A 25,609-nucleotide genomic window follows, 5' to 3' on the forward strand; every position below is an offset into this window, starting at 1 on the left:
GTCTCGGCGCGCGAGGTGGCGTCGGTCTCGGTCTGCACCCGCTGCGCCTCGCAGGCCCGCAGGGCCAGGTACGCGTTCGCCGTCTCGGCGGCCACCGACACGCGGGCGTCGTGCCACGAGGCTTCGGCCCCTTCGAGGCGGTACTGCGCCGCATCGCGGCCGGCCCGGCCGGCGCCGAACACATCGATCTCCCAGGCGGTCTGCAAACCGGCCGAGCTGGTGGTGGCGAGCGGCGTGACGAAATCGGTGCGGGCGCGCGTCGCGCTGGCGGTGGCGTCGAGCGTCGGCAGCAGCGCCGCGCCGGCCCCGGTGCGCGTCGCCTGGGATTGCAGCAGGCGCGAGCGCGCCGAGGCGAGCGTCGGGCTGACGGCCTGTGCGGCGTCGACCAGCTGCGCCAGCACCGGGTCGTCGAACTGCTGCCACCAGCGCGCCAGGTCGGCGACGCTGCCGTTGTGCGGCAACGGGGCATGCCACTGCGCCGGCAGCTGGGCCGGCTCGACGGCGGGCGGCGGCGGCGCGCTGGCGCAGGCGGCCAGGCCCGCGAGGGCGGCCAGCGCGAACGCGCTGCGGATCGGTGTCGTCATTTCCTGTCCTCCTTCTTCAGGGCGCGGCGATGCGCTTCGGCATCGACCATCGCCAACGCATACATGACCAGGCGCTCGGACCACAGGTCGAGCGCGCGGGGCTGGCTGTTCAGGCGCGGCGCCAGCGCATCGGTGACGTCCTGCGCGATCTGCAGGTGCACGCCCAACGCCGCGATGCAGATCGCCAGCCGGTGCAGTTCGTCGTCGGCGCGCCGCAGCCCGAGGTGGCGCACCAGCAGCGCGACCAGCGCCTCGTGGCGCGGCTTGATGCCGTTGACGATCTCGTCCTGCCACACGCCGGTGGGCTCCAGCATCTCGCGCACGTGCAGGCGCATGCACTGCTGCGTCATGTCGCCGTGCTGCAGCGGCTCGAGGAAGCCGGCGTACAGGCCGTGCAGCGCCTCGGGCAGCGTCATCGCCGGGTCGGCGTAGCGGGCGATGTCGTCGGCCGGCGTGCTCAGCGGGCCGGCGAACACCGCGCGGTACAGCCCGGCCTTGTCGCCGAAGTAGTAGCTGATGGCGGCGATGTTGACCTGCGCCGCCTCGGCGATCTCGCGCGTGGAGGTCTTGTTGTAGCCGTGCTCCGCGAACAGCCGCAGCCCCGCCAGCAGCAGGCGCATGCGCGACTGCTCGCCGTCGCTGCGCGGCGCGCGCGGGCTGTCTCGGGTGGTTTCGCGGGGGTGGGCCGACATGGCCGGGCACTGTATCCTAAATAAATCAATCGATTGATTTAGTCTTCAGGGGCCCGGCCGCCGGTTCATTGCAGCGGCAGGCTCGCCTGGCGCGGCTCGGGCGGCGGGAATGCATCGGGCCGCAGGCGGCGCGGCACGCCGGCGCTGCGGCGCATCAGCACCGCATGCGGCACGTAGCCGCGCGAATCGATGTCCCAGCCGTCGGTGGCCTGCTCGTCGCTGACGCATTCGATGCGCACCGTGCCGAGCTGCCGGGCGCTGGCGCGCTGCACCAGCGCCTCGCACTGCGCGGCGGTCAGCTGGCGCGCGAAGATCGTCCAGCGCTGCTGCACCAGCGGGTGGCGCCAGGCGTCTTCGATGGCCCAGCGCAGCGCCTGCGGCGTGCTGTTGCGGCCGGCCTCGAGCACGCGCGGCAGCAGCGCATGGAAGAAGGTCTGGAACGCGCGCCGCAGCAGCTTGCCGGGCAGCATGTCCTCGAGGCGCGTCATGCGGTGGCTCCAGCCCGGCACGGTGAGCTGCTGGCTGATGAAGGCCTGCAGTGCCTGCACCGGGTTGAACAGGCGCAGCCGGTTCGGCGGCAGCACCAGCAGCGGCAGCGCGCTCGCCTCTTCATGCGTCAGCGGCTCGACGAAGCTGCACAACACCGCGACGCGCGACCACTGCTCAGCCGTCAGCCCGTTCAGCCCGCCGAGCGGGCCGCCTTCGATCAGCTTGACGAACTGCAGCGCATCGCGGTAGCCGTGCGCCGCCTTCGCGTGGTTGGCCTTGGTGCTCATCACCGCCAGGTTGCCGGCGGCATAGCCGGCGTCGCTGCGCACGCGGTCGATCGACGCGAGCGTCGAATCGGTGCCCTCGGCCGTGTCGGACGACAGCGCCAACCGGGTGACCGGGCAGTGGCTCACGTCGATCTGCTGCAGGTAGTGCGGYGTCACCTGCACCAGCTCGACGCTGCGGCCGCGCAGCCAGGCATGCAGGCGCAGCTGCAGCCACTTGCGCACGTGCGGCGTCGGCGGCAGCGTGCGCGGGCCGAAGGCGGCCTGGCCGGACAACCAGCCATGGCGCAGCGGCGACGGCTCGTTGGCATACGGTGCCGGCGGCGTGACGGCGTAGTGGGCGAAGTCCCAGCCCAGCTCGAAGCCGATGTGTTCGTGCGCGGTCAGGCTGTTCGGCAGCACCTGGCTCGGCTGCGCGGGGGTCGGCTGAGCGGGGGTCGGCATGGCGAGGGTCATCGTTCGGCTCCGTGGTGGTCCGCTGCGTGGGGCAGCGATGGAGCGAAGTATTTCGGCCAGGTAGCTCACCAGGTGAGCCACTGGGTCGCATGGCCCGGAAAATAAATCCAGGTATGCTCGCGCGGCTGGCTCATCTGGTGAGCTACCCATCTGATAGCCCCCCATGGACCGCACCGAGCGCTTCTACAAGATCGAACTGCTGCTGCGCAGCCGCGGTTGCGTCAGCTTCGACGCCCTGCGCGACGAGCTGGTCATCTCGCCCGCCACGCTGAAGCGCGACCTGCAGTACCTGCGCGACCGCCTGAGCGCGCCGATCGTCTATGACCGCCTGGAGAACGGCTACCGCTTCGAGCACGGCGCAGACCATGCGCTGCCCGGCACCCGCCACGAGCTGCCGGGCGTCTGGTTCAGCGAGAAGGAGATCCACGCGCTGCTGACGATGCACCAGCTGATGGCCGGGCTGGACGACGACGGCGTGCTGTCGCGCCACCTGCAGCCGATGGTCGACAAGCTGCAGGGCATGCTCGGCGCCGACGAGAGCGAGGCGCGCGAGCTGATGCGGCGCGTGAAGATGATCGCCACCGCGCGCCGCCGCACGCCGAGCCGCCATTTCGAGCTGCTGGGCAGCGCGCTGGTGCAGCGCAAGCGCATCTGGCTGCGCTACTTCAAGCGCACCGACCGCAGCACCAGCGAGCGCGAGGTCTCGCCGCAGCGGCTGGTGAACTACCGCAACACCTGGTACCTCGACGCCTGGTGCCATGCGAGCGACGGCCTGCGCCGCTTCGCACTCGACGCGGTGCAGGAGGCGCGGCCGCTCGACAGCCGCGCCCGCCACGTCGCGGTGAAGGACCTCGAGGCGGCGCTCGATGCCGGCTACGGCATCTACAGCGGCGCCGGCAGCGCGCTGAAGTGGGCGACGCTGGTGTTCCAGGCCGATGCGGCGCAATGGGTGGCCAACGAGGAATGGCACCCGCAGCAGAAGGCGCGCTGGCTGGACGACGGCCGCTACGAGCTGCAGGTGCCGTACAGCGACCCGACCGAGCTGACGATGGACATCCTGCGCCACGGCGACAGCGTCGTCGTGACAGGCGACAAGGCGCTCGCGGCGGTGATCGCGGCGCGGCTCGCGAAGGCGGCGGCCCGCTATTCGTAGCCCGGATGCCAATCCGGGTTGACCTCGGCAGCCGCTCCCCGGATTGGTATCCGGGCTACAGCAACGAGAGCTGGAAAGTATTCCGCCCCGCCGTCTTCGCCGCATAGAGCGCCCCGTCCGCCCGCGCCAGCAGCGCCGCCGGATCGAGGTTGCCGTGGCGGTGGAACGCGACGCCGATGCTCGTCGTCACCAGCAGCACCTGCCCGTCGACCTCGAACGGCCGGTTCATCTGCGCGACGATCTTCTGCGCCACCGCGGTCGGCTCCACGTCGGTGCCCAGGCCCTCGAGCACGATGACGAACTCGTCACCGGCCAGTCGCGCGACGGTGTCGGTCGCCCGCACGCTGCCGCGCAGCCGGTCGCCGAACTCCTTCAGCACGCGGTCGCCGGTGCCGTGGCCGAAGCGGTCGTTGATGTCCTTGAAGCGGTCGACGTCGAGGAACATCAGCGCCAGCAGGTCGCCGCTGCGCTCGGCACGCGCCAGCGCCTCGTGCAGCCGCTCGTTCAGCGCATGGCGGTTCGGCAGGCCGGTCAGCGCGTCGACGCGGGCCAGCGCCGCCAGCTGCCGCTCCACCGCCTTCTGCGCCGACACGTCGCTGCTCAGCGCATACAGCCCGCGGATGCTGCCGTCGCGCGCCGGGTCGGGGATGTAGACGTTGTGCAGGCAGCGCATCTCGCCGTTCACCGGCGTCTCCACGTCGAACTCGACGCGCTCGCCGGCCAGCGCCCGCTCCACCGCCGCGCGCCGCGCCTCGTACATCGCCGGGCCGAGCACCTCGGCCATCGGCCGGCCGACCTGGGCCGCCGGGTCGAGGTGCAGCCAGGTCTGGAAGGTCGCGTTGCAGAACTGGAAGCACTGCGCGGTGTCGATGTAGGCCACCAGCGCCGGCAGGTTGTCGGTGACCTCGCGCAGCCGCCGGTCGGCGATGTGGCGCTTGCGCTCGCTGCGCCGCAGCCTCTGCACCAGCACGCTCAGCCCGCCGAACGCGAGCAGCAGCACGAACGTCACCGCCGCCAGGGTGCCGAGTTCCGCGCAGCGGCGCGCTTCATGCCCGGCCATCACCTCGGACACCGCCAGCCCGGTGACCACGACGAACGGCCGGTCGGCCAGTCGCTTGTATGCCAGCAGGCGAGGCACGCCGTCGAGCCGGCTCGCTCCGCTGTACGTCCCCTCGGGGGACTGTTGCAGCGCGGCCAGCAGCGTGCTGCTGCCGGCCGCGTCGCCGTACCACAGCCGGTCGCCGGAGCGACGCGCACGCACCGTCCGGTCGAGCCCGAGAAAGGTGATGAGACCGAGCCGGCCGTGCTGCTGCTCGTCGTAGAAGCGCGTGAAGTACGACGGATCGGCCGACACCACGACGATGCCGGCAAAGTCGCCCTGCCGGGTCTGCAGGCGCCGGCTCAGCTGGATCGTCCAGGGGGAGCCGGTCCCGCCGCCCTGCGGCTTGCCGATGTGCAGCCCGGCTTCGCGGCCCTCGGCGTGCACCTGGAAGTCCTCGCGCCCGGCCAGGCTCGTCCCGACGCCCTCGCCGGTCGACGCGATCACCTCGCCGCGCGCGTCCGTCAGGTACAGCGCGAGCAGGCCGGGCTGGCGGGCCAGTCCCTGGCTCAGCAGGCCGGGCAGGTCGACATCGCGCCCGCGCTGCTCGACGTTGTAGGCCACGAAGGCGCTGACCTGGTCGACGTGGGTCAGCGCACGCTCGGTGTATCCCTCGAAGGCCCGGTTCAGGCTGCGCGCCTTGGCATACGAATCGGCGACCACCCGGCCGCGTTCGGTCTCCAGGCTGTGCAGCACGTAGGCCCACATGAAAACGATCACCAGCAATCCCAACGCCGGCAGGACCCAGCCGATCCAGGCCAGGCTGCGGCGTCGAAAACGGGCCTGCGCCGTGAGCATGTTCAACGATTCTCGGTGGGGTTGTGTCGTCCTCCCCGGGGCGAGCCGATCGAGCGGCCACGCCCACGATAAGCCCAAACGGCCTTGGCGCAACAGCGGGCTTTTCCTTCAATCACGGGGGGTGTCGGCACCCCGCCGCTACCATCGCCGCGTCAGCGACACGAAAGGAATTCGATGAAGGCAACCTGGAACGGCGTGACCATCGCCGAGAGCGACGACACGGTCGTCGTCGAGGGTAACCACTACTTCCCCGAGAGCAGCCTGAAGCGCGAGTACGTCAGCTTCAGCAACCACCGCACCAGCTGCCCGTGGAAGGGGCAGGCGCACTACTACAGCCTGCTGGTGAACGGCGAGGCGAACCCGGATGCGGTCTGGTATTACCCGGAACCGAGCGAGGCCGCCGCGCAGATCAAGGGCCGGGTCGCGTTCTGGAAAGGCGTGCAGGTCGAGCGTTGATGGGCCGAGCCCATAAGCCCGGCTGATGGGCTGAGGGCAAGAACCGATGCCCGGCCAGGCACGAAGCTGGCTAGCATCCCGGCACCGCAACCGCAGTCCGAGGATGACCCCATGTCGCAGAAATCCGTTCGTGCACTTTCGCTGCTGGCCCTGTCGATGTCATGTGGCTTGCCGCTGCTCGCGCAGGCCGAGACCACGCTCGAGAAGGTCAAGCAGAGCGGCGTGATCGGCGTCGCGTACCGCGAATCGTCGATCCCGTTCTCGTACCTCGATGACAAGGCGCAGCCGGTCGGCTTCGGCTTCGACATCTGCAACAAGGTGGTCGAGGCGGTGAAGAAATCCACCGGCCGCGCCGACCTGAAGGTGCAGCTGCAGTCCGTCACCTCGGCCAACCGCATCCCGCTGCTGCAGAACGGCACGATCGACATCGAGTGCGGCTCCACCACCAACAACAGCGAGCGCGGCAAGCAGGTCGCCTTCGCGACCAACTACTTCTACACCGGCACCCGCTTCCTCGTGAAGGCCGGCACGCCGGTGAAATCGCTCGCCGACCTGGCCGGCAAGCCCGTCGTGTCGACCAGCGGCACCACCAACTACAAGATCCTGCGCAACCTCAACGAGGAGAAGAAGCTCGGCATCGACCTGCTCGGCGCGAAGGACCACGCCGAATCGGCGCTGATGGTGCAGACCGGCCGCGCGGTCGCGTTCGGCATGGACGACATCCTGCTGTACGGCCTGAAGGCGAGTGCTGCCAACCCGGCCGAGCTGGCGGTGGTGGGCGAGGCGATCCAGGTCGAGCCGTACGCCATCATGGTGCGGCGCGAGGATCCGGCCTTCAAGAAGCTGGTCGACGACACCATCGCCGGGCTGATCCAGAGCGGCGAGTTCGAGGTGCTCTACAAGAAGTGGTTCCAGTCGCCGATCCCGCCGAAGGGCATCAACCTGCAGGCGCCGATGAGCCAGGAGCTGCGCGACAACCTGAAGGCGCTGAGCGACAAGCCGGCCACCTGAGCCGTCTCCACCAGGACTTCGCGATGAACGACGCAGCGCGCCCGCCGCGCAGCGCGGGGTTGGTCGGCGTGCTGGGCGGCATGGGGCCGCTCGCGACGCTCGACTTCCTGCACAAGGTGCTGGCCGCGACGCCGGCCCGCCGCGACCAGGACCATGTGCCGATGATGGTCAGCAGCATTCCGCAGGTGCCCGACCGCACTGCGGCCTTTCGCGGCGACGGCGAGTCGCCCCTGCCCGCGCTGCTGGCCTGCGGAGAGCGGCTGGCGGCGGCCGGCGTCGGGCTGCTGGTGCTGCCGTGCAACACCGCGCACCTGTGGTTCGACGACCTGCAGGCGGCGCTCGGCCTGCCGATGCTGCACCTGGCCGATGCGGCGCTGGCCGAGGCGGCCCGCCGCGCGCCCGGCGCCCGCCTCGGGCTGCTCGCCACCGACGCGACGCTGGCCTCGGGCCTGTACCTGAACCGGCCGCAACCGCGTGCGCTGCAGTGGGTGCTGCCGACCGCGGTCGAGATGGTCGAGCAGGTGATGCCGGGCATCGCCGCGGTGAAGGCCGGTGAGCTGGCGCGCGGCCGCGACGCGCTGATGCGGGCCGCGCAGGCGCTGCGCCGGCGCGGCGCCGACGCGCTGGTGCTCGGCTGCACCGAACTGCCGCTGGTGCTCGACGAAGCGGGCCTCGGCCTGCCGGTGATCGATGCCACCGATGCGCTGGCGCGCGCCGTCGTTGCGTGGTCGCTCGCGCAGCGCGAAGCCGCCGGCGCCGTCCCGGCATGAAACACGTCTGCGTGATCGGCGCCGGCGTGGTCGGCAGTGCGACCGCGATGGCGCTCGCGCGCGAGGGCTTCCAGGTGACGCTGGTCGATGCCGCCGACCGCCCCGGCCAGGGCGCCAGCCGCGCCAACGGTGCCCAGCTCAGCTACAGCTATGTGGAGCCGCTCGCGACGCCCGCCGCGCTGCGGCAGTTGCCGGGCTGGCTGCTGTCGCGCGACAGCCCGTTGTCGTGGCAGCCGCGCTGGCAGCTGTCGCACTGGCGCTGGCTGGCCGCCTTCATCCGCGCCTGCACGCAGGCCCGCGTGCAGCAGACCACCGAGGCGCTGCTGCGGCTGTCGTTCCTGAGCCGCGACGTGCTGGCGCGCTGGCAACGCGAAGCGCCGGCTGAGCAGCCGCTCGGCGTGCAGGTGCGACAGGCCGGCAAGCTGGTGATCCACCGCGATGCCGGCAATCGCGACGCGGCGCAGCGGCAGGTCGCGTGGCAGGCCCGGTTCGGCAGCCGTCAGCAGGTGCTCGATGCCGAGGCGTGCCGGCGGCAGGAGCCGGCGCTCGCGCACGACCGCGCGCCGATCGCCTTCGGCATCTGGACGCCCGACGAGGCCGTCACCGATGCGCAGCAGCTGAGCCACGCGCTGGCCACGGCCAGCGGTGCGCGCTGGCGCATGGACACGCGCGTCGCCGGCTTCGTGCAGCGCGATGGCCGCGTGCACGCGCTGCGCTGCATCGATGCCGGCCGACCCGATCGCGAGCGCGAGATCGAGGCCGATGCCTTCGTCGTGTCGGCCGGCCCCGGTGCCGCCGCGCTGCTGCAGCCGCTCGGCGTGCAGCTGCCGATCGAGCCGATCAAGGGCTACAGCATCAGCCTGCAGGTCGCGAACGCCGCGCGGGCCCCGCAGGTCAGCGTGACCGATGCGGCGCGCAAGCTGGTCTACGCGCGGCTGGGCGAGCGGGTGCGCATCGCGGGCTTCGCCGAGCTGCGCGGCGCCGATCTGCGCATCGACCCGCGCCGCATCCAGGCGATGCTGCAGGCCGCCACCGACACCTTCCCCGGCGCGTTCCAGACCGGCGACCCCGAGCCCTGGGCCGGCCTGCGCCCGTCGACACCGAGTTCGCGCCCGCTGATCGGCCCGACGCGCCTCGGCGGGCTGTGGCTGAACACCGGCCATGGCGCACTCGGCCTGACGCTCGCGTGCGGCAGCGCCTGGCTGCTGTCGCAGCTGATGCAGGGCCGCACGCCCTCGATCGACGCCGCGCCCTTCAGGCCGCCGGGCTGACGACGCGGCGGAACGCGTCGATCAGGTCGTCGACCGGCTGCGGCGAGCGCTCGCCCTGCGGCAGCAGCGCGCTGATGACGACCGGCACCTCGGGCACCAGCGTGCGCACCTGCAGCGTGTCGTCGGCCGCCGCGGCGGTGAACGAATCGATCAGCGCCGGCCCGAAGCCCTGGGCCGCGAGCGTCATCGCGATGTGGTGCGTCTGCACGGTGATGCCGCCTTCGGGCGCGAGGCCTTCGCGGGCGCACTGCTCGGCGAGCATCGCGCCGATCGGGTCGCGCTCGTCGATGCGGATGAAGCTGCTGCGCAGCACCTCGGCCAGCTCGACGGTGCTGCGCCGGTCGCCGCTGCGCGCCGCCGACACGCACACCATGCGCCCCTGCGCCACCGGCACCTGCTGCACGGCGGGATGCTGGCCGGGGCCGAACACGATGCCGACATCGCCCTCCTGCAGCGCGATGGCCTGCGCGATCTCCGGCGAGTGCAGCGTGCGGATCGCCACCGGCAGCGACGGATGGCGCTTGCGGAACAGCGCCAGCGCCTGCGGCAGCGCATGCACCGCGAGCGACGGCACCACCAGGATGCGCAGGGCCGCCTGCTGGCCGCCGCGCAGCGCACCGGCCAGGCGGCGCACCGATTCGAGCTGCGAGACCAGCCGCTGCACCTCGGGGTACAGCGCCTGCGCCTCGCGCGTGGGCACGAGCCGGTTGCGCTGGCGCGTGAAGAGCGCGTAGCCGAGTTGCAACTCGGCATGCTGCAGCGTCTGCGTGACGGCCGGCTGCGTGACGTGCAGCAGGCGCGCGGCCCCGCTGACGGTGCCGGTCAGCATGATGGCGTTGAAGACTTCGACGTGCTTGATGCGCATGGTGGATCCGGTGCGCGCAAGTATCGCGCCCGCGCCTGCGGTCGATTCGCATGCCAATTGCTGCACATGCATGCGGCTTGTGCATGGCGTCGTTGTCATCGGCTCGATGAGCTTGCGCTGGCCTTTTGCGTTCGTTCCAATGGGTTGAACCGCGTCGTCGAAGCAGTCCCCTTCAGAGTTGTGGCGACGCTCTCCCGCCAATCGCTCACCGGAATCCAACGATGAAGACGACGACCCGCGCAGGGGTCCTTGTTGTTGCGACCTGCCTGCTCATCACGCCTTGCCATGCAGAGCTTCCGCCACCGCCTGTTTCGCCGACGCCGGTGACGGCGTACGAATACGATGCCCAGGGCAACCGCACCAAGATCATTCGCGATCCGGGTGGCCTGAACCTGGAGACCAAGCTCAGCTACGACCCGCTGTACCGGGTGAAGACCCACACCGATCCGAAGCAGGGTGTCACGCAGTTCCAGCACGACGGACGCGATCGAGCCACGCAGCTCACCGACCCGAGGGGCTTGGTCACGCAGTACCCGCGCGACGGCTTCGGCAACGCGACCCAGGTGATCAGTCCGGACACCGGCACGGCGAGTCAGACCTTCAATGAGATCGGCAACCTGACGACGCGCACCGACAGCCGCGGCGTGTTGGAGACGTACTCCTATGACGGTGCCGACCGGCTGACGCAGCTGGTCTACAGCCAAACCGGCCAGCCCAGCTTGTCGGTCAGCTGGACCTACAGCCTGAAGGGACCGGACTACGCATACAGCGTCGGCCGGCTCAGCCGCACCGATCATCCCAATGGTTGGTCACGCTTCAAGTACGACCCACGCGGACGGGTCACCGAGACCGTGCAGTCCGTGAGCCCTGCCGCAGGCGCCAACAGCACCGCCATCGTCAGCACCACACGCTACGGCCACACGCTCGGCCGCCTGACCAGCATCACCTACCCGTCGGGCCGCAAGGTCGTGCGCAGCTACACGAGCCGCAACGTGACGGGGATCGGTCTGGCCCAGGACGCGAACGGCACGCCAACACCACTGCTCAGCGACATCAAGTGGGAGCCCTTCGGTCCAGTGACGAGCTGGAACTGGAACATGGCCGGGGGGACGACGCCGCACGAGCGCTTCTACGATCTCAGCGGCCGGGTCACACGCTACCGGCTGGGCAACGTCTTCCGCGACGTGACCTACGACGCGGTTGATCGCATCGTCAACTTCACGCACCTGAGTGCCAACGACGGCATCCCACAGCCGGCACTGGACCAGAGCTTCAACTATGACGAGAACGACCGGATCACGCAGGTGACGACGGTCGCGAGCAGCTGGTCGATCACCTACGACCCCAACGGCAACCGCACGGGCGTGAGCTTGAATGGCAGCCCGAGCGTCTACAACGTCGAGGCAGCGAGCAACCGGCTCACGAGCATCACGAACCCGGCACGCAACTTCGGCTATGACAACGCAGGGAACACGGTCACCGACAGCCCGAACTACACGGCGACTTATGGCCTGAGCGGATCGCTGGCGAGCATCACGAAGGCGGGCGTCACCGGCACCTACACCTACGACGCGGACAAGCGGCGCATCCGCAAGGTGACGAGCGCGGGATCCAGCAGCATGGTCATCTTCGTGTACGGGCTCAACGGTGAACTGCTCGGGGAATACGACCAGAGCGGAGCTGCCATCCGCGAATATGTGTGGCTGGACGACATCCCGGTGGCGATGTTCATGCCGGATCCGGCGAACCCGAGCGGCACACCGCTGGCCTTCTACATCCACGCCGATCACCTGAACACACCGCGGCTCGCCGTCGACCTGAACAACGCGACTCGCTGGCGGTGGCATGCCGAGCCGTTCGGGACGACCGCGCCCGAGGTCAATCCAAGTGGGCTGGGAGCCTTTACGCAGAACCTGCGCTTCCCTGGGCAATACGCGGATGCGGAGAGCGGCTTGTTCTACAACTACTTCCGAAACTACGACGGCGTCATCGGGCGATACAAGGAATCGGACCCCACCGGGCTGCACGGAGGGATGAACACCTATGCGTATGTCGATGGCAGACCCGCCGAATACATCGACCGCGACGGACAGATGGCACAGGCCCTGCCAATGATCATTCCGGTGGCGGTGATCGGCTGCATCCTTTCCCCCGGGTGCCGCGAACTTTTCAACCCTCGTCCAACAGGCCCCAGAAAACCCGATGACATGCCGGCGTCGACCCCGAATCTTGGGCCGAGTTGGCCGTCGTTCCCGCCATTCAATCCAACCAACACTCCTGATGCTGACAAGGAAACTCGCGAAAAATGCTTTGCGGCGTATGAGCAGCAAATTGAGGTGTGCAAGCTGACGAGCGCAACACCAAGAGCCCGCGAGGCCTGCTACGCACGCGTCGCCAATGAATATGGAGAATGCTTGAAGAAAGGTTGCCCATGATGGAAGAAGATTTCACAGTTGTCGTCGAGAGAACTCTCGTCTTGCACGATCACGAAACGGGGCAGAGAGGCGAGATTCGCTTGGCAATCGGCCAGCCCTACTGGACTGAGCCGGGAATCGAAGCCGCCTGCCCGGTCGCGATCCATGGCTATTTCGGCAGGCTGGCCGACATCCGCGGCATCGACCCGCTGAGCGCACTCACCTTGGCGATCAAATTTCTGGAAACGCTGCTCGAAGGGTTGCCAGAAACTCGGACCGTTCACTGGCCCAGCGGTGAACCCTATTTCTCGAACTCTTGAATTGAGATGACCGTTGACATACGCGTTGGCGACCATGCGCGACTGCTGGGCCTGCCAGATTGGCTGACGAACGATCTGCCTGAAAGCGAACAGGAAGAGTTGCGCGCGTTCATCGGTCAGTCTGCCGTTGTGAGCGACATAGATTCCCATGGCTACTTCTGGCTTGGCTTCGGCAGCACGACTCAGGTGGAGGATGCCACCCGCTACAGCGGACATTCCTTCTGCATTCCGCGTGAGTTCATCGAGCCCTTCACCCACGCCGCACCGAGCGCACCAGCATCAGATCGCCGATCTTGCGCATCGGCACCGTGAAGGTCTCGCGCCGCTCGGCGCCGGTGTTCTCGTCGAACACCAGCGTCACGCGGGCGGTGATCACCGGCTGCTGGCGCGTCGACTCGTCGAAGTGGTAGCCGCCCGGCCCGAAGTTGCCCCAGTAGTTGACGTACACGTGGTACACGCCCGGCATCGGCGCGGTCATCGAGAACATCTCCGGCCCCGCACCGTCGACGCTGTCGACATCGAGCCCGCCGCCGTTCGTGAGCACCGGGGCGGCGAAGAACGCATGCTGGCCGTCCGGCGTGATCACATGCAGGTCGAGTTCGGCCTGCGGGTCGTCCCAGGCCAGGATGATGCGCACCTTGGCGAGCGTCTTCAGCCGGTTCGCCTCGTAGAACTGCACGCGCTTGCGGCTGCGGCCCTCGGCGTCGCGGATCTCGATGCCGTTGGAGCCGGGGCCGAAGGCGTACGGCCGCGCGAAGCGGCCGTCGTCGCCGGTGTACAGCGGCATCGCATTGCCGTTGACCACCATCGTCGGCGTGCGGCGCGCGCTGCCGATCTGCTTCAGCCGGCCCTCGATCAGCGTGCGCTGGCGCTGGCCGCCGCGCTCGATCAGGTTGTTCGGGTAGGCGTAGCTGACCTGGCCGGGGTCGTCGGAGATGCCGCTGTAGGTCCAGCCGCCGGGCGGGTGCGTCATCGTCACGTCCGGGTCGGCGTGGGCCGTGCCCATGGCGGTGCCGAGTGCCGCGGCGGCCAGCCCCGCGAGCACCCCGCGCTTCATGGCACCAGGAACGAATGCACCAGCGTCAGCTCGCCCGGCTTGCGCATCGGCACGCGGAACACCTGCTGCTTCTCGCGCGGCGTGCCTTCGTCCTCGACGATCGCGACCTGCGCGGTGGTGATCACGTCACGCCGCTCGCCCGCCCCGTAGTAGTTGACGAACACGTGGTACGCGCCGCGCACCGGGCTGGGCGTCGCGAAGATCTCGGGGCCGAAGCCGGTCGTCACGTCGACATCGAGCGCGCCGCCGTTGCCGGCCACGCGCGCGCCGTAGAACACATGCTCGCCGTCGGGCGAGACGACGTGCAGGTCGAGGTCGGTGTTGTCGCTGTCCCAGCTCAGCACCACGCGCAGGCGCGTCGGCACGCGGCCGGCCTGCGCCTCGTAGAACTGCGTGCGCTTGACCGGCCCGCCGCCGGGGGCGCGCACCTCGACACCGTGGCTGCCACTGCCGAACGACCAGGGCCGCGCGAAGCTGCCGTCTTCATCCGTCGACAGCGGCATCGCGACGCCGTCGACCACCAGCCGCGCCGGCTGGCGCGCGCCGTCGGCACGGGCCTTCGCGGCCGCGCCGATGTGCCCGCGGATCAGCGCGGTGGCCGAGCGGCCGTTCACGTTGACGCTGGCGGCCGGGTAGTGCACCTCCTGCACGAAGTCGCGCTGGCGCGGCGGCGCACTGCGCCAGCCGGAGGTCGGTGCATCGATCGCGGCCTGAGCCGCGGCGCCGGCAGCCGAGGCGGCCAGCATGAGAGGGAGGAGCAGCTTCATGAATCGGCCAATCGTTGAGCCAGTTGTTCGATGTAGGCCTCGTCCTGGCCGCGCGGGTGGTCGCGGAAGGCGAGGTGCAGGTATTCGTGGATCAGCGTCACGCGCCCTTCGCGGCTCAGCCACTCGCGCACGCGGATCTCCAGCCGCCGCTGGTCGGAGTGCGGCGTGCCCATCGCGAGCTGGCACACGCGCAGCTCGGGGCCGAGCGGCTGGTAGCCGGCCTCGCGGCGCAGCAGCTCGCGCCAGCGCTGCTGGCGCTGCAGCAACCAGTCGTGCGCCTGCGGCACGGCCTCGCAATCGGCAGCCGCCTGCGCGCCGGCCAGCGTCATGCCGGGCCAGGCGCTGCGCAGGATGGTCTCGAAGCCGTCGCCGCGGCGGCTCGCCGCCACCGCCGCCTGCCACGACAGCACGCCGGGCGAGGCCTGGTCGCGGTGGTAGCGCACGGCAGCGCCGGCGACCACCAGGCCGTCGGTGAAGGCGGCCGCGGCGCGCGCTGCCTCGCTCGGCGGGTTCGGGCTGACGCGCTGCGTGCGGCTGTCGTCGGCGATCTGCCGGCAGGCCTCGGCCTGCGGCGCGTTCTGCAGCACGTAGCTGCGCGCGGCGATGGCCAGCGCTCGGGCAGCCTCGAGCTCGCTCGCGCGGCCTTCGCGGTCGACGACGCGGGCGACGTAATCCTCCAGCGGCAGGCGCGCCACGATCACCGGCCCCTCGCGTTCTTCACGCAACTGCAGCGCCGGCACCGCATCGACCGGCAGCTGCGTGCCGTTGCGGAACGCGATGCGGTGGCGGCCATTCAGCGGCCCGGCGGGGGCCTCGCTGCCGTCGGCGCGCAGCACTGCGCGGATCGGGTAGCGCTGGAAGAAGCGCACGTCGATGCACGGTTGTGCCGCCAGCGCGGCGGCGTCGGCACGCGGCGCGGCGAGCCCGTGGGCCGACCACTGCCGCGCGATCCACGCGGCCTGCGACTGCAATGCCGTGCGGCTGGTGCCGGCGGCGCCGAACCAGAACGGCGTGCCGTCGGYCAGCCAGCCGGCAGCACCGCCGGCGCGCTCGCCGTCGAGGCGCCACGACCAGGTCTTGTAGCGCGGGCCGCCGCCGAGCGCGGCCAGCACCGCGGTGTCGCGCGTGGCGAGCGGCAGCAGCGCCTGCCGTGCCGCGAGGCGCGACGGTGCCGGCACATGGCGCAGCGCCTGCAGCAGCTCGGGCAGCGCGACCTCGGTGCCGGGCTGCATCGCGTCCAGCCGCTGCAGCCAGGCGGGTGCCTGCTGCTCGCGCCAGAAGCGCGCCCAGTCGTCGGGCGACAGCGCCAGCCGCTTCGGTTCGAAATACGGGCCGCAGGAGCGCGCGAGCGCCTCGTCGCGCCCGACGGCGGCGCCGGGGTCGCAGCAGTAGTCGTCGTCGGGCAGCCGCTGCATTGCCTCGCAGCGGTAGGCCGGCTCCTGCACGCCGCGCGCTTCCAGGTAGCCGTGCACGAACAGCTTCCAGGTGCTGCCGAGCGGCGTGCGCGGCAGCGCGGCGAGCGGCTGCGCGCCCTCCCCGCTGCGCTGCAGCGCGATCGTCTCGTCGCCTTGCAGCCACGCCAGCCGGGTGGCGGGCGCCGCCTGCGCGCTGCAGGCAGCGAACAGGGCGATGGCGATCGGGAAGCGGCCGCGCATGTCGATCTCAGCGCACCTCGACGGTGGTCCAGGCACCGCTCTCGTCGACGCCCTTGGCCTCCGGCTGGTACATGCGGTGCACGCGCACCGGCGGCAGCTTGAACTGGCCGCGCTGCGCGAAGCGCACCAGGTGGCGCAGCGTCACCGTGCCGCCGGCCTCGAGCTTCTCGACCGGCACGGCATAGCCCTGCGGCGTCGGCTCGTGCCGCGCGCGTTCCAGCGGCTGCCCGCTCAGGTCCAGGCCCCAGGTGCTGGCCTCCACCGCGGCGCCGGGCGGCAGCGCCACCTCGAGCAGCGCCCAGCGCATCGCCTTCGGCGCACCGAGCGTGACCTGGTCCAGGTACAGCGCGTTGGTGTCCAGCGGCGTGCCGGGTTCGACCCGTTCCAGCGTGACGTTCATGCGCGCGTTGTCGGGCGAGGCTTGCTGCCCGGCCGGCTGCGACGCCGCCACTGGTTTCGCCTCCGTCACCACGCGCCACAGCGTGCGCTTGATGCTCACCGGCAGCGCCGGTGCCTGCGCCTCGCGGCTCTCGTAGCTGACGTAGGCCCAGGCCGCCTTGGCGCCGGCCGGCAGCGCGAGCGTCGCCGGCAGGGCGGCCCCGGCCGGCAGCGTCCACACCACATCGCCGCTGCTGCCGACGCTGCGCTGCCACGGTGCGGCCAGCGCCACGCCATCGGCCGCTGCATCCGGCTTGCGGCCGAGCGCGCGCTGCAGCCACAGCAAGGTCTGCGCGCGGTCGAAGGTCGGCATGTCGGCGCCCACCTGGCCCAGCAGCTCGCCGGCCTTCTCCGGGCCGCTGCGGCGCGTCGCCATCAGCAGCGACTGCACGAACGGCGACGTCGAGCCGCCCAGCCGCACCGCCGCCGCATCGGCCGCAGCGCGCTGGTCGGCCGCGACCGAACCCTTTGCTCGCTGCGCGGTGTCGGCCGCGAGCACCAGCGCGATGTCGCGCGAGCCGGCCACGTCGCCGTCCGTCATCACCCAGCTGCCGCGCTGCGCGTCGGCCGGCGCGGTGCCCGCCTCCTGCGCCAGCTGCTCGACCAGGCTCGCGTTCATCGCGCCCACCGGCAGCCCCATCTCCTGCATCCACGACAGCACCAACGCGCGCTGGATCGGCGGCAGCGCGCTGCCGTCCTTCGCGTACACGTCGAGCAGGCGCTGCCAATGCTCGTCGGGCAGGCTGGTGCGCAGCGCCTGCGTCGCACGCCAGTCGGCGTAATACGCATAGGCGGTCAGGAACGCGTCGTCACTCATGCCGCGGCCCCACCAGCCGAAGCGCGCCTGCGGGCCGGCCATCTGCGCAAGCGACAGCCGTGCCGTCGACAAGCGCTGCGTCAACTGAGGCGCCAGCGGCTGCTGCGCCGGCGACAGCGACTGCAGCGCGATCGACAGCGGCAGCATGCGGCTGGCCGTCTGCTCGACGCAGCCGTACGGAAAGTCGATCAGCTCCTCCATCCAGCGGTTGAAGGCGCCGGCCGCCGCGTCCTGCGCGAAGGCCACGCGCACGCGGGTCGCGTCCGGCGGCAGCTTCAGCGCGGCGCTGCCGCTGCTGATGTCGAGCGCCTGCTCGCGCGGTGCGCGCCAGGCCACCGGCAGGCGCTGCAGCGTGGTGTCGAGCTGGTCGACGACGCGGCCGTCCTGGCGCAGCAGCAGGCTGACGCCGGCCGCACCGATGCGGTCGGCCGCGATCGGCAGCGCGACGAAGTTGATGCCCGGCTGCACGCTCAGCGTGTCCTTGCGCTCGACGCCCGGGCCGCGCGCCTCCCATTCGATGCGCGCCGGCTTGCCGGTCTGGTTGAACAGCGCGATCGAGGCCTGCGCGCGGTCGCCCTCGCGCTGCCAGTCGGGGCTGGTCCACTTGGCGTAGAACGGCTTGTCCGAGCGCACCCAGCCGACCTGCTGGCCGACCGCGCCGCCGGCCTGCATCGCCCGGGCGGTGATGCGCCAGCGCGTCAGCGAATCGGGCATGCGGAACGTGAAACGCGCATGGCCGTCGGCGCCGGTCGCGAGCCGCGGCTCCCAGGCCGCCGTGTCGACGTTGTCGCGCCGCGGACGCTCCAGCACCTTGACCGCGCGCTGGTTCACCTGGCGCGACGACGGCAGCACGCCGAGCTTGCTGGTCGCGAGGTCGTAGCCGATGAAGGACAGGCTGGCGCTGGTGCGCACGTTGTTGCGCCGCGGGTGGTAGAAGAAATCCTCGATGGCCGGCGCGATCTCCGGCTGCAGCACGTAGATCATCTCGTCGACCACGCCGACCGCCACCTCGGCCGCCACCGGCTGGCCGTTGAGACGCGTGTCGATGTCGACGGTGACGGTGTCGCCCGGCGCATAGACCGGCTTGTCGGTGCGCACGCCGACCGCGACGCGCGGCTGCTCGACCATCAGCCCCTGGTTCTGGAACACGTAGTCGCCGTTCTTCACGTAGGCGACCGAGACGGTCATGTTCGGGCTCATCTCCTCGCGCACCGGCAGCGTCAGCTTCCATTGCGTGGGGCCGAGCCGCTCGCTCTTCACCCAGTCGGCCGGCTGGCCGAGCACGGCCGTCGCCTCGACGCGGTCGCGCTCCAGCGTCAGCAGCGCGTTGTCGACCGGCTCCGGAAAGCCGAGCAGCAGTTCGGCGGTGTCGCCGGCGCGGTAGGCGGCGCGGTTGAACACCATCGTGACGCTGCCAGCCGGTGCCTTCAGGCCGTCGCCGCTGACCCAGTGCGAGGTGGCCGCGACGATGCGGCCCTTGTCGTCGCGCAGCGTCACCGTGTAGGCGCCGGGCTGCGGGAAGCGCAGGCTCAGCGCATCGCCAGCCGGCATCGCACCCGATTCCTTCGCGCGGTTCTCGAGCCGCAGCCACTCCCAGCGCGCCGGGCGTGCGCCATCGGCCGCGGCCTGCGCACCGGCGCTGACCTTGAACGCCACCGCTTCGCCGGGCGTCGAGAACTGGCGTTCCGGCGTCAACTTGTACGAGCCGCTGCCGCGCTCGATCAGGATCTCCTTCGAGGCGCGCACGCGCCAGGCCGCGCCGTCGGTCGCGAGCGCCGTCAGCAGGTAGCGGCTCGGCTCGGTGGCCGGCGGCAGCGAGAAGCTCGCGACGCCGCTGCCGTCGGTCTGCAGCTCGTCCTGCGTCAGCTTGAGCGGGAACTGGCCGCTGTAGTCCAGCTCGCCCTCGACCATCGTCAGCTTCTGCGCGCGCGCCGTCAGGCTGACGCGGGCATGGGCCACCGGCTTGCCGTCCGGGTAGTTCAGCTGCAGCTTGCCGCCGATGCGGTCGCCGGTCGCGAAATCGGGCTTGTCGGCCAGCAGCGTGATCTCGAAATGCGGCTTCTGGTAGTCGGCGACGCGGAAGGCCGCGGTGTAGACGTCCTCGCCCATCGCCAGGCGCAGCTCGTAGCCGCCGGCCGCCGCGTTGTCGGGCAGCGCGAAGCGGGTGTCGGCCCCCTGCGTGCCGCTGAAGCGCAGCGACTGCGTCGCGATCACCTGGCCCGCCGGGTCGAGCGCCTGCAGCGCGAGCGGCCCGTCCTTCAGGCTCACCGACTCGCGGGCGCTGCGGAACTCGCGGCCGCTCACCTTCACCTGCACCCAGTCACCGGGGCGGTACAGCGGGCGGTCGGTGACGGCGTAGACCTTGGCCGCGTAGATCTCGCTGTCGTAGTAGAAGTTCTCGGAGATGAAGACGCCGCCGGCCGGGTCCTCGCCGAACACGTAGGTCTGCTCGGGCGCCTTGCGGTCCAGCCGCACCAGGCCCTGCGCATCGGCCGCACCGCTCTTCAGCACGCCGATGCCGTCGGTCCACACGACGCGCGTCTTCGGCACTGCGGCGCCGTTGCCGCGCTGCGCGGCCCACACCAGCATCTGCTCGCCGGAGACCTTGGTCAGCGCGACGGTGTCGCTGACGAACAGCAGCGTCGTCGCGCGGTGCCGGCCGGCGATCGCCTCGACCAGGTACAGGCCGGGCGCGCGCTTGCCGATCGGCACCCAGACGTTGCCCTGCGACGGGTTGATGAACTCGCTGCTGCTGCCGGCCAGCTTCAGGTCCTTCGGCGGCTCGATCGGCTTGGCGGCCTGCACCGGGTAGCGGAAGCGCTCGATCACCGCGAGGCCGGCGATCGGCTTGAACTGCGGCGGCTCCTCGAAGGTGGACGGCTTGGTCAGCGCCTTCGGCGTCTTCAGCTCCGGCGCCTGCGCGGTGACGGCCTGGCGCGCGTCGCTGGAGAACAGCTTCTGCCATGCGAGGCGCGACTTGACGGACCAGTTGTCCCACAGGTGCGTCAGCGTGTTCGACAGGCCCGGCTCGGCCGGCCGCGCATCGACCTGCACGCGGTGCAGGTTCTTCTGGCGCTGCAGGAAATCGAGCGGCTGCGGGATGCGGTAGACCAGCACGTCGACGCCGCCGGCCTGCTCCAGCATCTGCGGCGCGTTGACCTCGAGCCGCACCTTCGCGACCTCGGTGCTGCCGAAGGTCGCGTCCGACAGCAGGAAGAAGGGCTCGCCGGAGAACGGCGCCCAGGCATTCGGCAGCGGCATCGGCGAGGCCGGAGCCGCCGGCGCCACCGGGGGCAGTGCAAGCACGGCAGCGAGAGCGAGTGCGGGCCAGGAAATCTTGTGCAGGTGCTTCATGCGAGGAACGCCAGTCGATGGACGCCCGAGAAGTTGGGGTTGTCGTCGGAAGGCCGCCAGCGCGTGTCCTTCCATCCGAGGAGCTGGTCCGCGCGCACTGCGCGCAGGCCGTTGTCGTTGGCTTCGATGCGGCCGGTGTGGTACGCGATGTAGCGGCCCATCCAGACCATCAGGTGCTGCTCGTCGCCGAAGTCGTAGAACAGCAGGTCGCCGGCCACCGCCTGCGTCAGCTGGCGCGCGACCGGGCGGGTGTTCTCCTGCACCAGTTCGAGCGCGCCGACGAAGGCATCGCGCGTGCCGTCGGCACGGCGCCACGCATGGCGCAGGCCCTGGCTGCTGCCCGCCTCGAGGTCGGGCGGCAGCCGCGTGCCGAGCAGGCCGTTGGCGCGCTTCCACGCCAGGTCGTGCTCGCGCAGCGACTCGGCCACCGCGAAGCGCACCAGGCCGGCGCAGTCGCGGTGCGTCCAGCGCGGCGTCGGGCCGCGTTCGATCTGCGCATGGATCAGCAGCGTCATCCAGTCGCGGAAACGCTGCGACTGCTCGCGATCGAGCCGCGTCGGCACGGCATGGCCGGCGCTCGCGGCCAGGGCGCCGGCGAGCAGCAGGGCGCGCCGGGTCAGCATCGGGCGGTCCATCAGCGGGCTTTCGACGCCAGCGAGTGCCATTCGACCGCGACCCAGCCGTTCGCATCGGGCTGACCCTCGGCCACCGCACGCGACAGCGGCAGCTTCGCGAGCGCGTCGAGCCGCGGCACCAGCTGGCGCTCGGCCGCCTGGCGGAACAGCTCCTGCTCGGGCGGCAGCACCTCGAAGGCCTCGCGCCGGGCCAGCGTGGCCACCTGGCGCGGGTCGATCACGGCCAGCGTCGCGCGCCCGGGCGGCAGGCTGTCGGCCACGCTCGGGAAGCGCCGGGCCTGGGCGTCGAGCGCCTGGTCGACCAGCGCATCGTCGGGCGAGAACGTGATCCAGCGGCCCTGGCGCGCCAGGGTCGGCCGGTAGGTGCTGGCATCGCCATTGGCATGCGGGCCCCAGGGCGCCGCGACCTCGCGCTGCCAGCGGTTGCTGCCGGCCCGCGCCGGCGCCGACGCGATGTTGGCCTTGGTGGGCAGCAGCCAGCCGGTCAGCGCGTCGAGCGAAGCCGACGGGTCGGCGGCACCGTCCTTCAGCTGCGCGACGACCAGCGGCGTGTGGAACTGCGAGCGCGGGTACCAGCAGATCGCGGCCGGCCCCTCCAGCTGGTCGGCCAGCGCCGTCCAGCCGGCCGAGCCGGCCACCGCCCTGGCGCGCGCCCAGTCGGCGGGCAGCAGCGTGCAGGCGGCCGGGTTGGCCGGCACGGCCGACCACAGCGCGCGGTCGGCCGGTGCGGCCGGCAGCGCCGCGGGCTTGTCGACGCGCAGGTGCGTGGCCAGCACCGCGCCGCCCGGCGCGAGGTCGAAGCGCAAGGCCTTCAGGCCGGGGAAGAAGTGCTGGTAGCCGAACGACATCAGCCGCGCGTCGGCGACCAGGGTGTGGCCGTTGCCGGCCTCGCCGAGGCCGAAGTCGCGCCGGTACACCGCCTGCGTCTTCGCATCGGCCGACAGCAGCGCGGCCACGGCGTCGCGCGACCGGGCGTCGACCTGGCGTTCGCTGTCGAACAGCAGGCCCGGATCGCTGAGCACGACCACGCGGTTGCCCTGCGCCACCAGCGCCAGCGTGCGGCGCGGCGACAGCGTCAGCGCATACACCGGCAGCGTGTCGCCGTTGACGCGGATCTGGTCGATCACGCTGAGCTGGCGGTCACTGGTGGCGAGCGCGGCAGCACCTTGCAGCGTGCGGGCCAGCACGCCGCGCGTCATCGCGATCACCCAGTGGCGCGGCGCGCCCTTGGCGTCGGTCCAGAACGCCATCTCGGCCGGCTCGTCCAGCGCCAGCTCGATCAGCTTGTCGCCGAGCGTGGTGTCGTGTTCGAAGGCGATGCGCTTCAGCGCGCCCTGCAGGCCGAGGCGGCTCTCATGCTCCTCGTAATAGAACGCGAAGTCCTCGGTCAGCACGTCGCGCAGCACCGGCGCCTTGACCAGGTCGCGTGGCAGGCGCGACAGCGCCGGCGTCGACACGTAGGCCTGCGGATGCCCGAGGTCCACCTCGAGTGCGTTGATGTTGCCGCCGAAGCGCGACCAGCCGAGTGTCGCGGCCGCGATCCCGCCGCCCACCAGCACCACCGCGACGGCGACGCCGGCCCATTGCTTTCGATTCAATCCCACGGGTTCCCCCTCCCCCATCCGCGCCATGCTCTTGACGGCGCACGGGCGGCATCATCTCAGTGCCGCAAGCGGGACAGGTGAACCGGTCGTGAAATCAGCGTGAAATGTGGTCGGAGGACGCACCGGCGCGCAGCATCCTCACAACATTTCCTCCGGCGCGAACGGCGACAGCAGCTTCACCGTCAGCTTCAGCCACAGGCTCGCCTCCGGTTCGCTGGTCAGCACCTTCGGCGCGCCGCCGGGCGGCGACAGCGTCCACAGCAGCCGGCCCTCGGCGTCGAGCGACAGCCGGTAGCTGTTGGCGCTGCCGACCTCGTCGTACAGCTGCAGCATCTGGCGCGCGATCTCCGGGCTGTGCATCACGACGCCCATCTCGGTGTTCAGCCGGGCCGAGCGCGGGTCCATGTTCATCGAGCCGATCAGCACGTCGCGCTGGTCGATCACCAGCACCTTGGCATGCAGCGAGGCCTGCGACGAGCCGAACGAGCCGACCTTGCTGCGCGGCAGGTCCAGGTGCACGCGCAGTTCGCGCAGGTCGACGCCGGCCTTCAGCATCGGCTCGCGGTAGCGCGCATAGCCGATGTGCACCGCCGGCGCGTCGGTGGTGGCCAGCGAGTTCGTCAGCACGCGCAGGCGCACGCCGCGGCGCTTCAGGTCGTCGATCAGCGCCATGCCGCGCGCGCCGGGCACGAAGTACGGCGAGATCAGCACCACCTCGCTGCGCGCGCCGCGCAGCAGGCCCTCGACGTCGTCGCTGATCACCTCGTGCGGCGGCACGGGTGCCTCCTCGGTGGCCGGTGCGCTGGCCTTGGTCGGCTTGTCGGCCAGCACGCGCGACGGCGCCCACACCAGCTTCAGCTGGTTGCGTGCGAGCTCGCTGCCGAGCGGCGAGCGGGCGGCGCTCGCCACGATCGCCGGGGCCGAGGCCGCCGCCTCGCCGGCCAGCGCGCTCGCCGGGTGATCGGGTGCGTCAGCCTGGCTCGCAGAGGTCGACACAGTCGCAGCCGCCGAGGCGGCTGGCACATCGACCACCAGGCCGATCGGATACGCCAGCGGGTCGTTCCAGAACCCGTCGAACACCGCCGACAGCGCCTTCACCGCCGGCCCGGCCACCAGCACGTCGATGTCGAGGAAGTTGCTCTGCGCGCTCTGCACGAAGTAGGCGTCGCCCAGGTTGCGCCCGCCGGTCGCGGCCAGCGCGTTGTCGGCGACGAACATCTTGTTGTGCATGCGGTGGTTGATGCGGCCGGCGTCGGTCAGCGAGGCCATCACGCGGCTCAAGGTCGCCATGCGGCCCGACGGGAACGGGTTGTACAGCCGCACCTCGATGCGCGAGTGCTGCGTCAGGCGCAGCAGCGCATCGTCCTGGCCGGCGGTGTTCAGGTCGTCGATCAGCAGCCGCACGCGCACGCCGCGGTCGGCGGCCGCGCGCACGCGCTGCATCAGCGCGCGCGACGATTCATCGCTGTGGATCAGGTAGTACTGCAGGTCCAGCGTCTTCTGCGCGCGATCGGCCAGCGCGGTCAGCGCGGCGAACGCATCGTCGCCCGAGGCCAGCACGCGAAAGCCCGAGATGCCCGGCGACGGCGCATTGGCCGCGACGAACCTGCCGAGCGCGGTGTTCTCCGGATCGGCCAGTGCCTGCACCGGCGCATGCGGCTGCGGCGGCGGCAGGCTGGCGCATCCCCCCAGGCCCGTGAGGCAGAACAGCAGGGTGACGAAGGCGGTGCGCAACAGACGGCTCATTCAAGCGCCAGGGCAATCCGTGTGCCCTGGTCGATGGCGCGCTTCGCGTCGAGTTCGGCCGCTTCGTCGGCGCCGCCGATCAAGTCAGTGGCCACACCCGATGCGCGCAGCGGTTCCAGCAGCTCGCGCAGCGGCAGCTGGCCGGCGCACAGCACGACCGTGTCGCATTCGATCAGCTGGCCGTCGCGCCGTTCTTCGCCGTAGGTGACGAACAAGCCCTGCGGCGTGATGCGCTCGTAGTTGACGCCGCCGATCATCTCGACCTGCTTCATCTGCAGGGCCGCGCGGTGGATCCAGCCGGTCGTCTTGCCGAGCCCCTTGCCGAGCTTGCCGCTCTTGCGCTGCAGCAACACCACCTGCCGTGCCGCCGGCGCGGGCCGGGCCGGCACGACGCCGCCGCGCACCTCGGACGGATCGGCCACGCCCCACTCGGCCCGCCATTCGGCGAGGTTCATCGTCGGCGAGTGTCCTGGCGGCGTGACGAGGAACTCCGCCACGTCGAAGCCGATGCCGCCGGCGCCGATCACCGCCACCTTGTCGCCCACCGGCTTGCGCTGCAGCAGCACGTCGATGTAGCTGAGCACGTGCGGCAGCTCCTGGCCGGGGATCTTCGGATCGCGCGGCGTCACGCCGGTGGCGAGCAGCACGCGCTCGAAATCGCCGGCCACCAGCAGCCCGGCCGTCGCCCGCGTGTTCAGGCGCAGCGTGACGCCGGCCGCCTGCAGCCGGTGGTTGAAGTAGCGCAGCGTCTCGGCGAACTCCTCCTTGCCCGGCACGCGCCGCGCGAGGTTGAACTGCCCGCCGATCTCGCCCGCCGAATCGAACAGCTCGACCGCATGGCCGCGCTCGGCCAGCGTGCAGGCCGCCGCCAGCC

Annotated in this window: 20 protein-coding genes; 7 read left to right on the forward strand and 13 right to left on the reverse strand. The window is 71.1% G+C overall.

The window, feature by feature from the left end; all coding sequences use genetic code 11:
* The 3 genes from AC1DXV_RS13305 to AC1DXV_RS13315 form a co-directional block, all read right to left on the reverse strand.
* Window positions 1-584: TolC family protein (locus tag AC1DXV_RS13305; RefSeq protein ID WP_477933956.1), on the reverse strand; the 584-nt coding region annotated here is incomplete at its 3' end.
* On the reverse strand, window positions 581-1,276 hold the full coding sequence (locus AC1DXV_RS13310; protein ID WP_477865155.1) for a CerR family C-terminal domain-containing protein: 696 nt from the start codon (window positions 1,274-1,276) through the stop codon (window positions 581-583). The genes AC1DXV_RS13310 and AC1DXV_RS13305, both read right to left, overlap by 4 nt.
* A gap of 65 nt (window positions 1,277-1,341) precedes the next feature.
* Window positions 1,342-2,505, reverse strand: coding sequence for a hypothetical protein (locus AC1DXV_RS13315; protein WP_477865156.1), 1,164 nt, complete (start codon window positions 2,503-2,505; stop codon window positions 1,342-1,344).
* A 163-nt stretch (window positions 2,506-2,668) separates the two neighbouring features.
* Between AC1DXV_RS13315 and AC1DXV_RS13320 the strand changes: the two genes are divergently transcribed.
* Window positions 2,669-3,658, forward strand: coding sequence for a helix-turn-helix transcriptional regulator (locus tag AC1DXV_RS13320; protein WP_477865157.1), 990 nt, complete (start codon window positions 2,669-2,671; stop codon window positions 3,656-3,658).
* Between the two features lie 55 nt (window positions 3,659-3,713).
* On the opposite strand, the gene AC1DXV_RS13325 is transcribed toward AC1DXV_RS13320, so the two are convergent.
* Window positions 3,714-5,555 carry a sensor domain-containing diguanylate cyclase gene (locus AC1DXV_RS13325; RefSeq protein ID WP_477865168.1) on the reverse strand — a complete coding sequence of 614 codons (1,842 nt, stop codon included), beginning with the start codon at window positions 5,553-5,555 and terminating at the stop codon, window positions 3,714-3,716.
* Window positions 5,556-5,639: 84 nt separating this feature from the next.
* On the opposite strand from AC1DXV_RS13325, the gene AC1DXV_RS13330 reads away from it, so the two are divergent.
* The 4 genes from AC1DXV_RS13330 (at window position 5,640) to AC1DXV_RS13345 (ending at window position 9,063) form a co-directional block, all read left to right on the forward strand.
* Complete coding sequence (locus AC1DXV_RS13330; protein WP_489740379.1) at window positions 5,640-6,011, forward strand: DUF427 domain-containing protein; 372 nt, start codon at window positions 5,640-5,642, stop codon at window positions 6,009-6,011.
* 111 nt (window positions 6,012-6,122) lie between these two features.
* On the forward strand, window positions 6,123-7,022 hold the full coding sequence (locus AC1DXV_RS13335) for a transporter substrate-binding domain-containing protein (RefSeq protein WP_477865159.1): 900 nt from the start codon (window positions 6,123-6,125) through the stop codon (window positions 7,020-7,022).
* Window positions 7,023-7,045: 23 nt separating this feature from the next.
* Entirely contained in the window at window positions 7,046-7,792 is a 747-nt protein-coding gene (cuyB, locus tag AC1DXV_RS13340; RefSeq protein ID WP_477865160.1) for a cysteate racemase, read from the forward strand.
* Complete coding sequence (locus AC1DXV_RS13345) at window positions 7,789-9,063, forward strand: D-amino acid dehydrogenase (protein WP_477933958.1); 1,275 nt, start codon at window positions 7,789-7,791, stop codon at window positions 9,061-9,063. The genes cuyB and AC1DXV_RS13345 overlap by 4 nt, the downstream gene beginning before the upstream one ends.
* Here the strand turns inward: AC1DXV_RS13345 and AC1DXV_RS13350 are convergent.
* Entirely contained in the window at window positions 9,047-9,928 is an 882-nt protein-coding gene (locus AC1DXV_RS13350; RefSeq protein ID WP_477865162.1) for a LysR family transcriptional regulator, read from the reverse strand. The two genes, AC1DXV_RS13345 and AC1DXV_RS13350, sit on opposite strands and share 17 nt — an antisense overlap.
* A gap of 221 nt (window positions 9,929-10,149) precedes the next feature.
* Here AC1DXV_RS13350 and AC1DXV_RS13355 point away from each other — a divergent pair, with 221 nt between their 5' ends.
* Both AC1DXV_RS13355 and AC1DXV_RS13360 read left to right on the forward strand, forming a co-directional pair.
* Window positions 10,150-12,363: an RHS repeat domain-containing protein gene (locus tag AC1DXV_RS13355; RefSeq protein WP_477933960.1), complete on the forward strand. Its 2,214-nt coding sequence runs from the start codon at window positions 10,150-10,152 to the stop codon at window positions 12,361-12,363.
* Window positions 12,360-12,662 carry a hypothetical protein gene (locus tag AC1DXV_RS13360; protein ID WP_477933962.1) on the forward strand — a complete coding sequence of 101 codons (303 nt, stop codon included), beginning with the start codon at window positions 12,360-12,362 and terminating at the stop codon, window positions 12,660-12,662. The genes AC1DXV_RS13355 and AC1DXV_RS13360 overlap by 4 nt, the downstream gene beginning before the upstream one ends.
* A 250-nt stretch (window positions 12,663-12,912) precedes the next feature.
* Here the strand turns inward: AC1DXV_RS13360 and AC1DXV_RS13365 are convergent, their stop codons facing one another.
* From AC1DXV_RS13365 to AC1DXV_RS13400, 8 genes are all read right to left on the reverse strand, one after another.
* Window positions 12,913-13,719: a YfaP family protein gene (locus AC1DXV_RS13365; RefSeq protein WP_477865165.1), complete on the reverse strand. Its 807-nt coding sequence runs from the start codon at window positions 13,717-13,719 to the stop codon at window positions 12,913-12,915.
* On the reverse strand, window positions 13,716-14,486 hold the full coding sequence (locus AC1DXV_RS13370) for a YfaP family protein (protein WP_477933964.1): 771 nt from the start codon (window positions 14,484-14,486) through the stop codon (window positions 13,716-13,718). The genes AC1DXV_RS13365 and AC1DXV_RS13370 overlap by 4 nt, the downstream gene beginning before the upstream one ends.
* On the reverse strand, window positions 14,483-16,141 hold the full coding sequence (locus AC1DXV_RS13375) for a DUF2300 domain-containing protein (RefSeq protein ID WP_477933966.1): 1,659 nt from the start codon (window positions 16,139-16,141) through the stop codon (window positions 14,483-14,485). The genes AC1DXV_RS13370 and AC1DXV_RS13375 overlap by 4 nt, the downstream gene beginning before the upstream one ends.
* Window positions 16,142-16,148: 7 nt before the next feature.
* Entirely contained in the window at window positions 16,149-20,702 is a 4,554-nt protein-coding gene (locus AC1DXV_RS13380; protein WP_477933968.1) for an MG2 domain-containing protein, read from the reverse strand.
* A gap of 44 nt (window positions 20,703-20,746) precedes the next feature.
* The gene (locus AC1DXV_RS13385) at window positions 20,747-21,373 is read right to left on the reverse strand and encodes a DUF1175 family protein (RefSeq protein WP_477867352.1); all 627 of its coding nucleotides are present in this window, start codon (window positions 21,371-21,373) and stop codon (window positions 20,747-20,749) included.
* A gap of 11 nt (window positions 21,374-21,384) precedes the next feature.
* Window positions 21,385-22,989, reverse strand: a complete 1,605-nt coding sequence (locus AC1DXV_RS13390) for a DUF2138 family protein (protein ID WP_477933970.1) — start codon at window positions 22,987-22,989, stop codon at window positions 21,385-21,387.
* Between the two features lie 138 nt (window positions 22,990-23,127).
* Window positions 23,128-24,735: a phospholipase D family protein gene (locus AC1DXV_RS13395; RefSeq protein ID WP_477871499.1), complete on the reverse strand. Its 1,608-nt coding sequence runs from the start codon at window positions 24,733-24,735 to the stop codon at window positions 23,128-23,130.
* Window positions 24,732-25,609 (reverse strand): FAD-dependent oxidoreductase (locus AC1DXV_RS13400; protein WP_477933972.1); only part of this gene is annotated, 878 nt, incomplete at its 5' end. The genes AC1DXV_RS13395 and AC1DXV_RS13400, both read right to left, overlap by 4 nt.

The sequence above is a fragment of the Rhizobacter sp. P3_C12 genome, assembly GCF_056402735.1.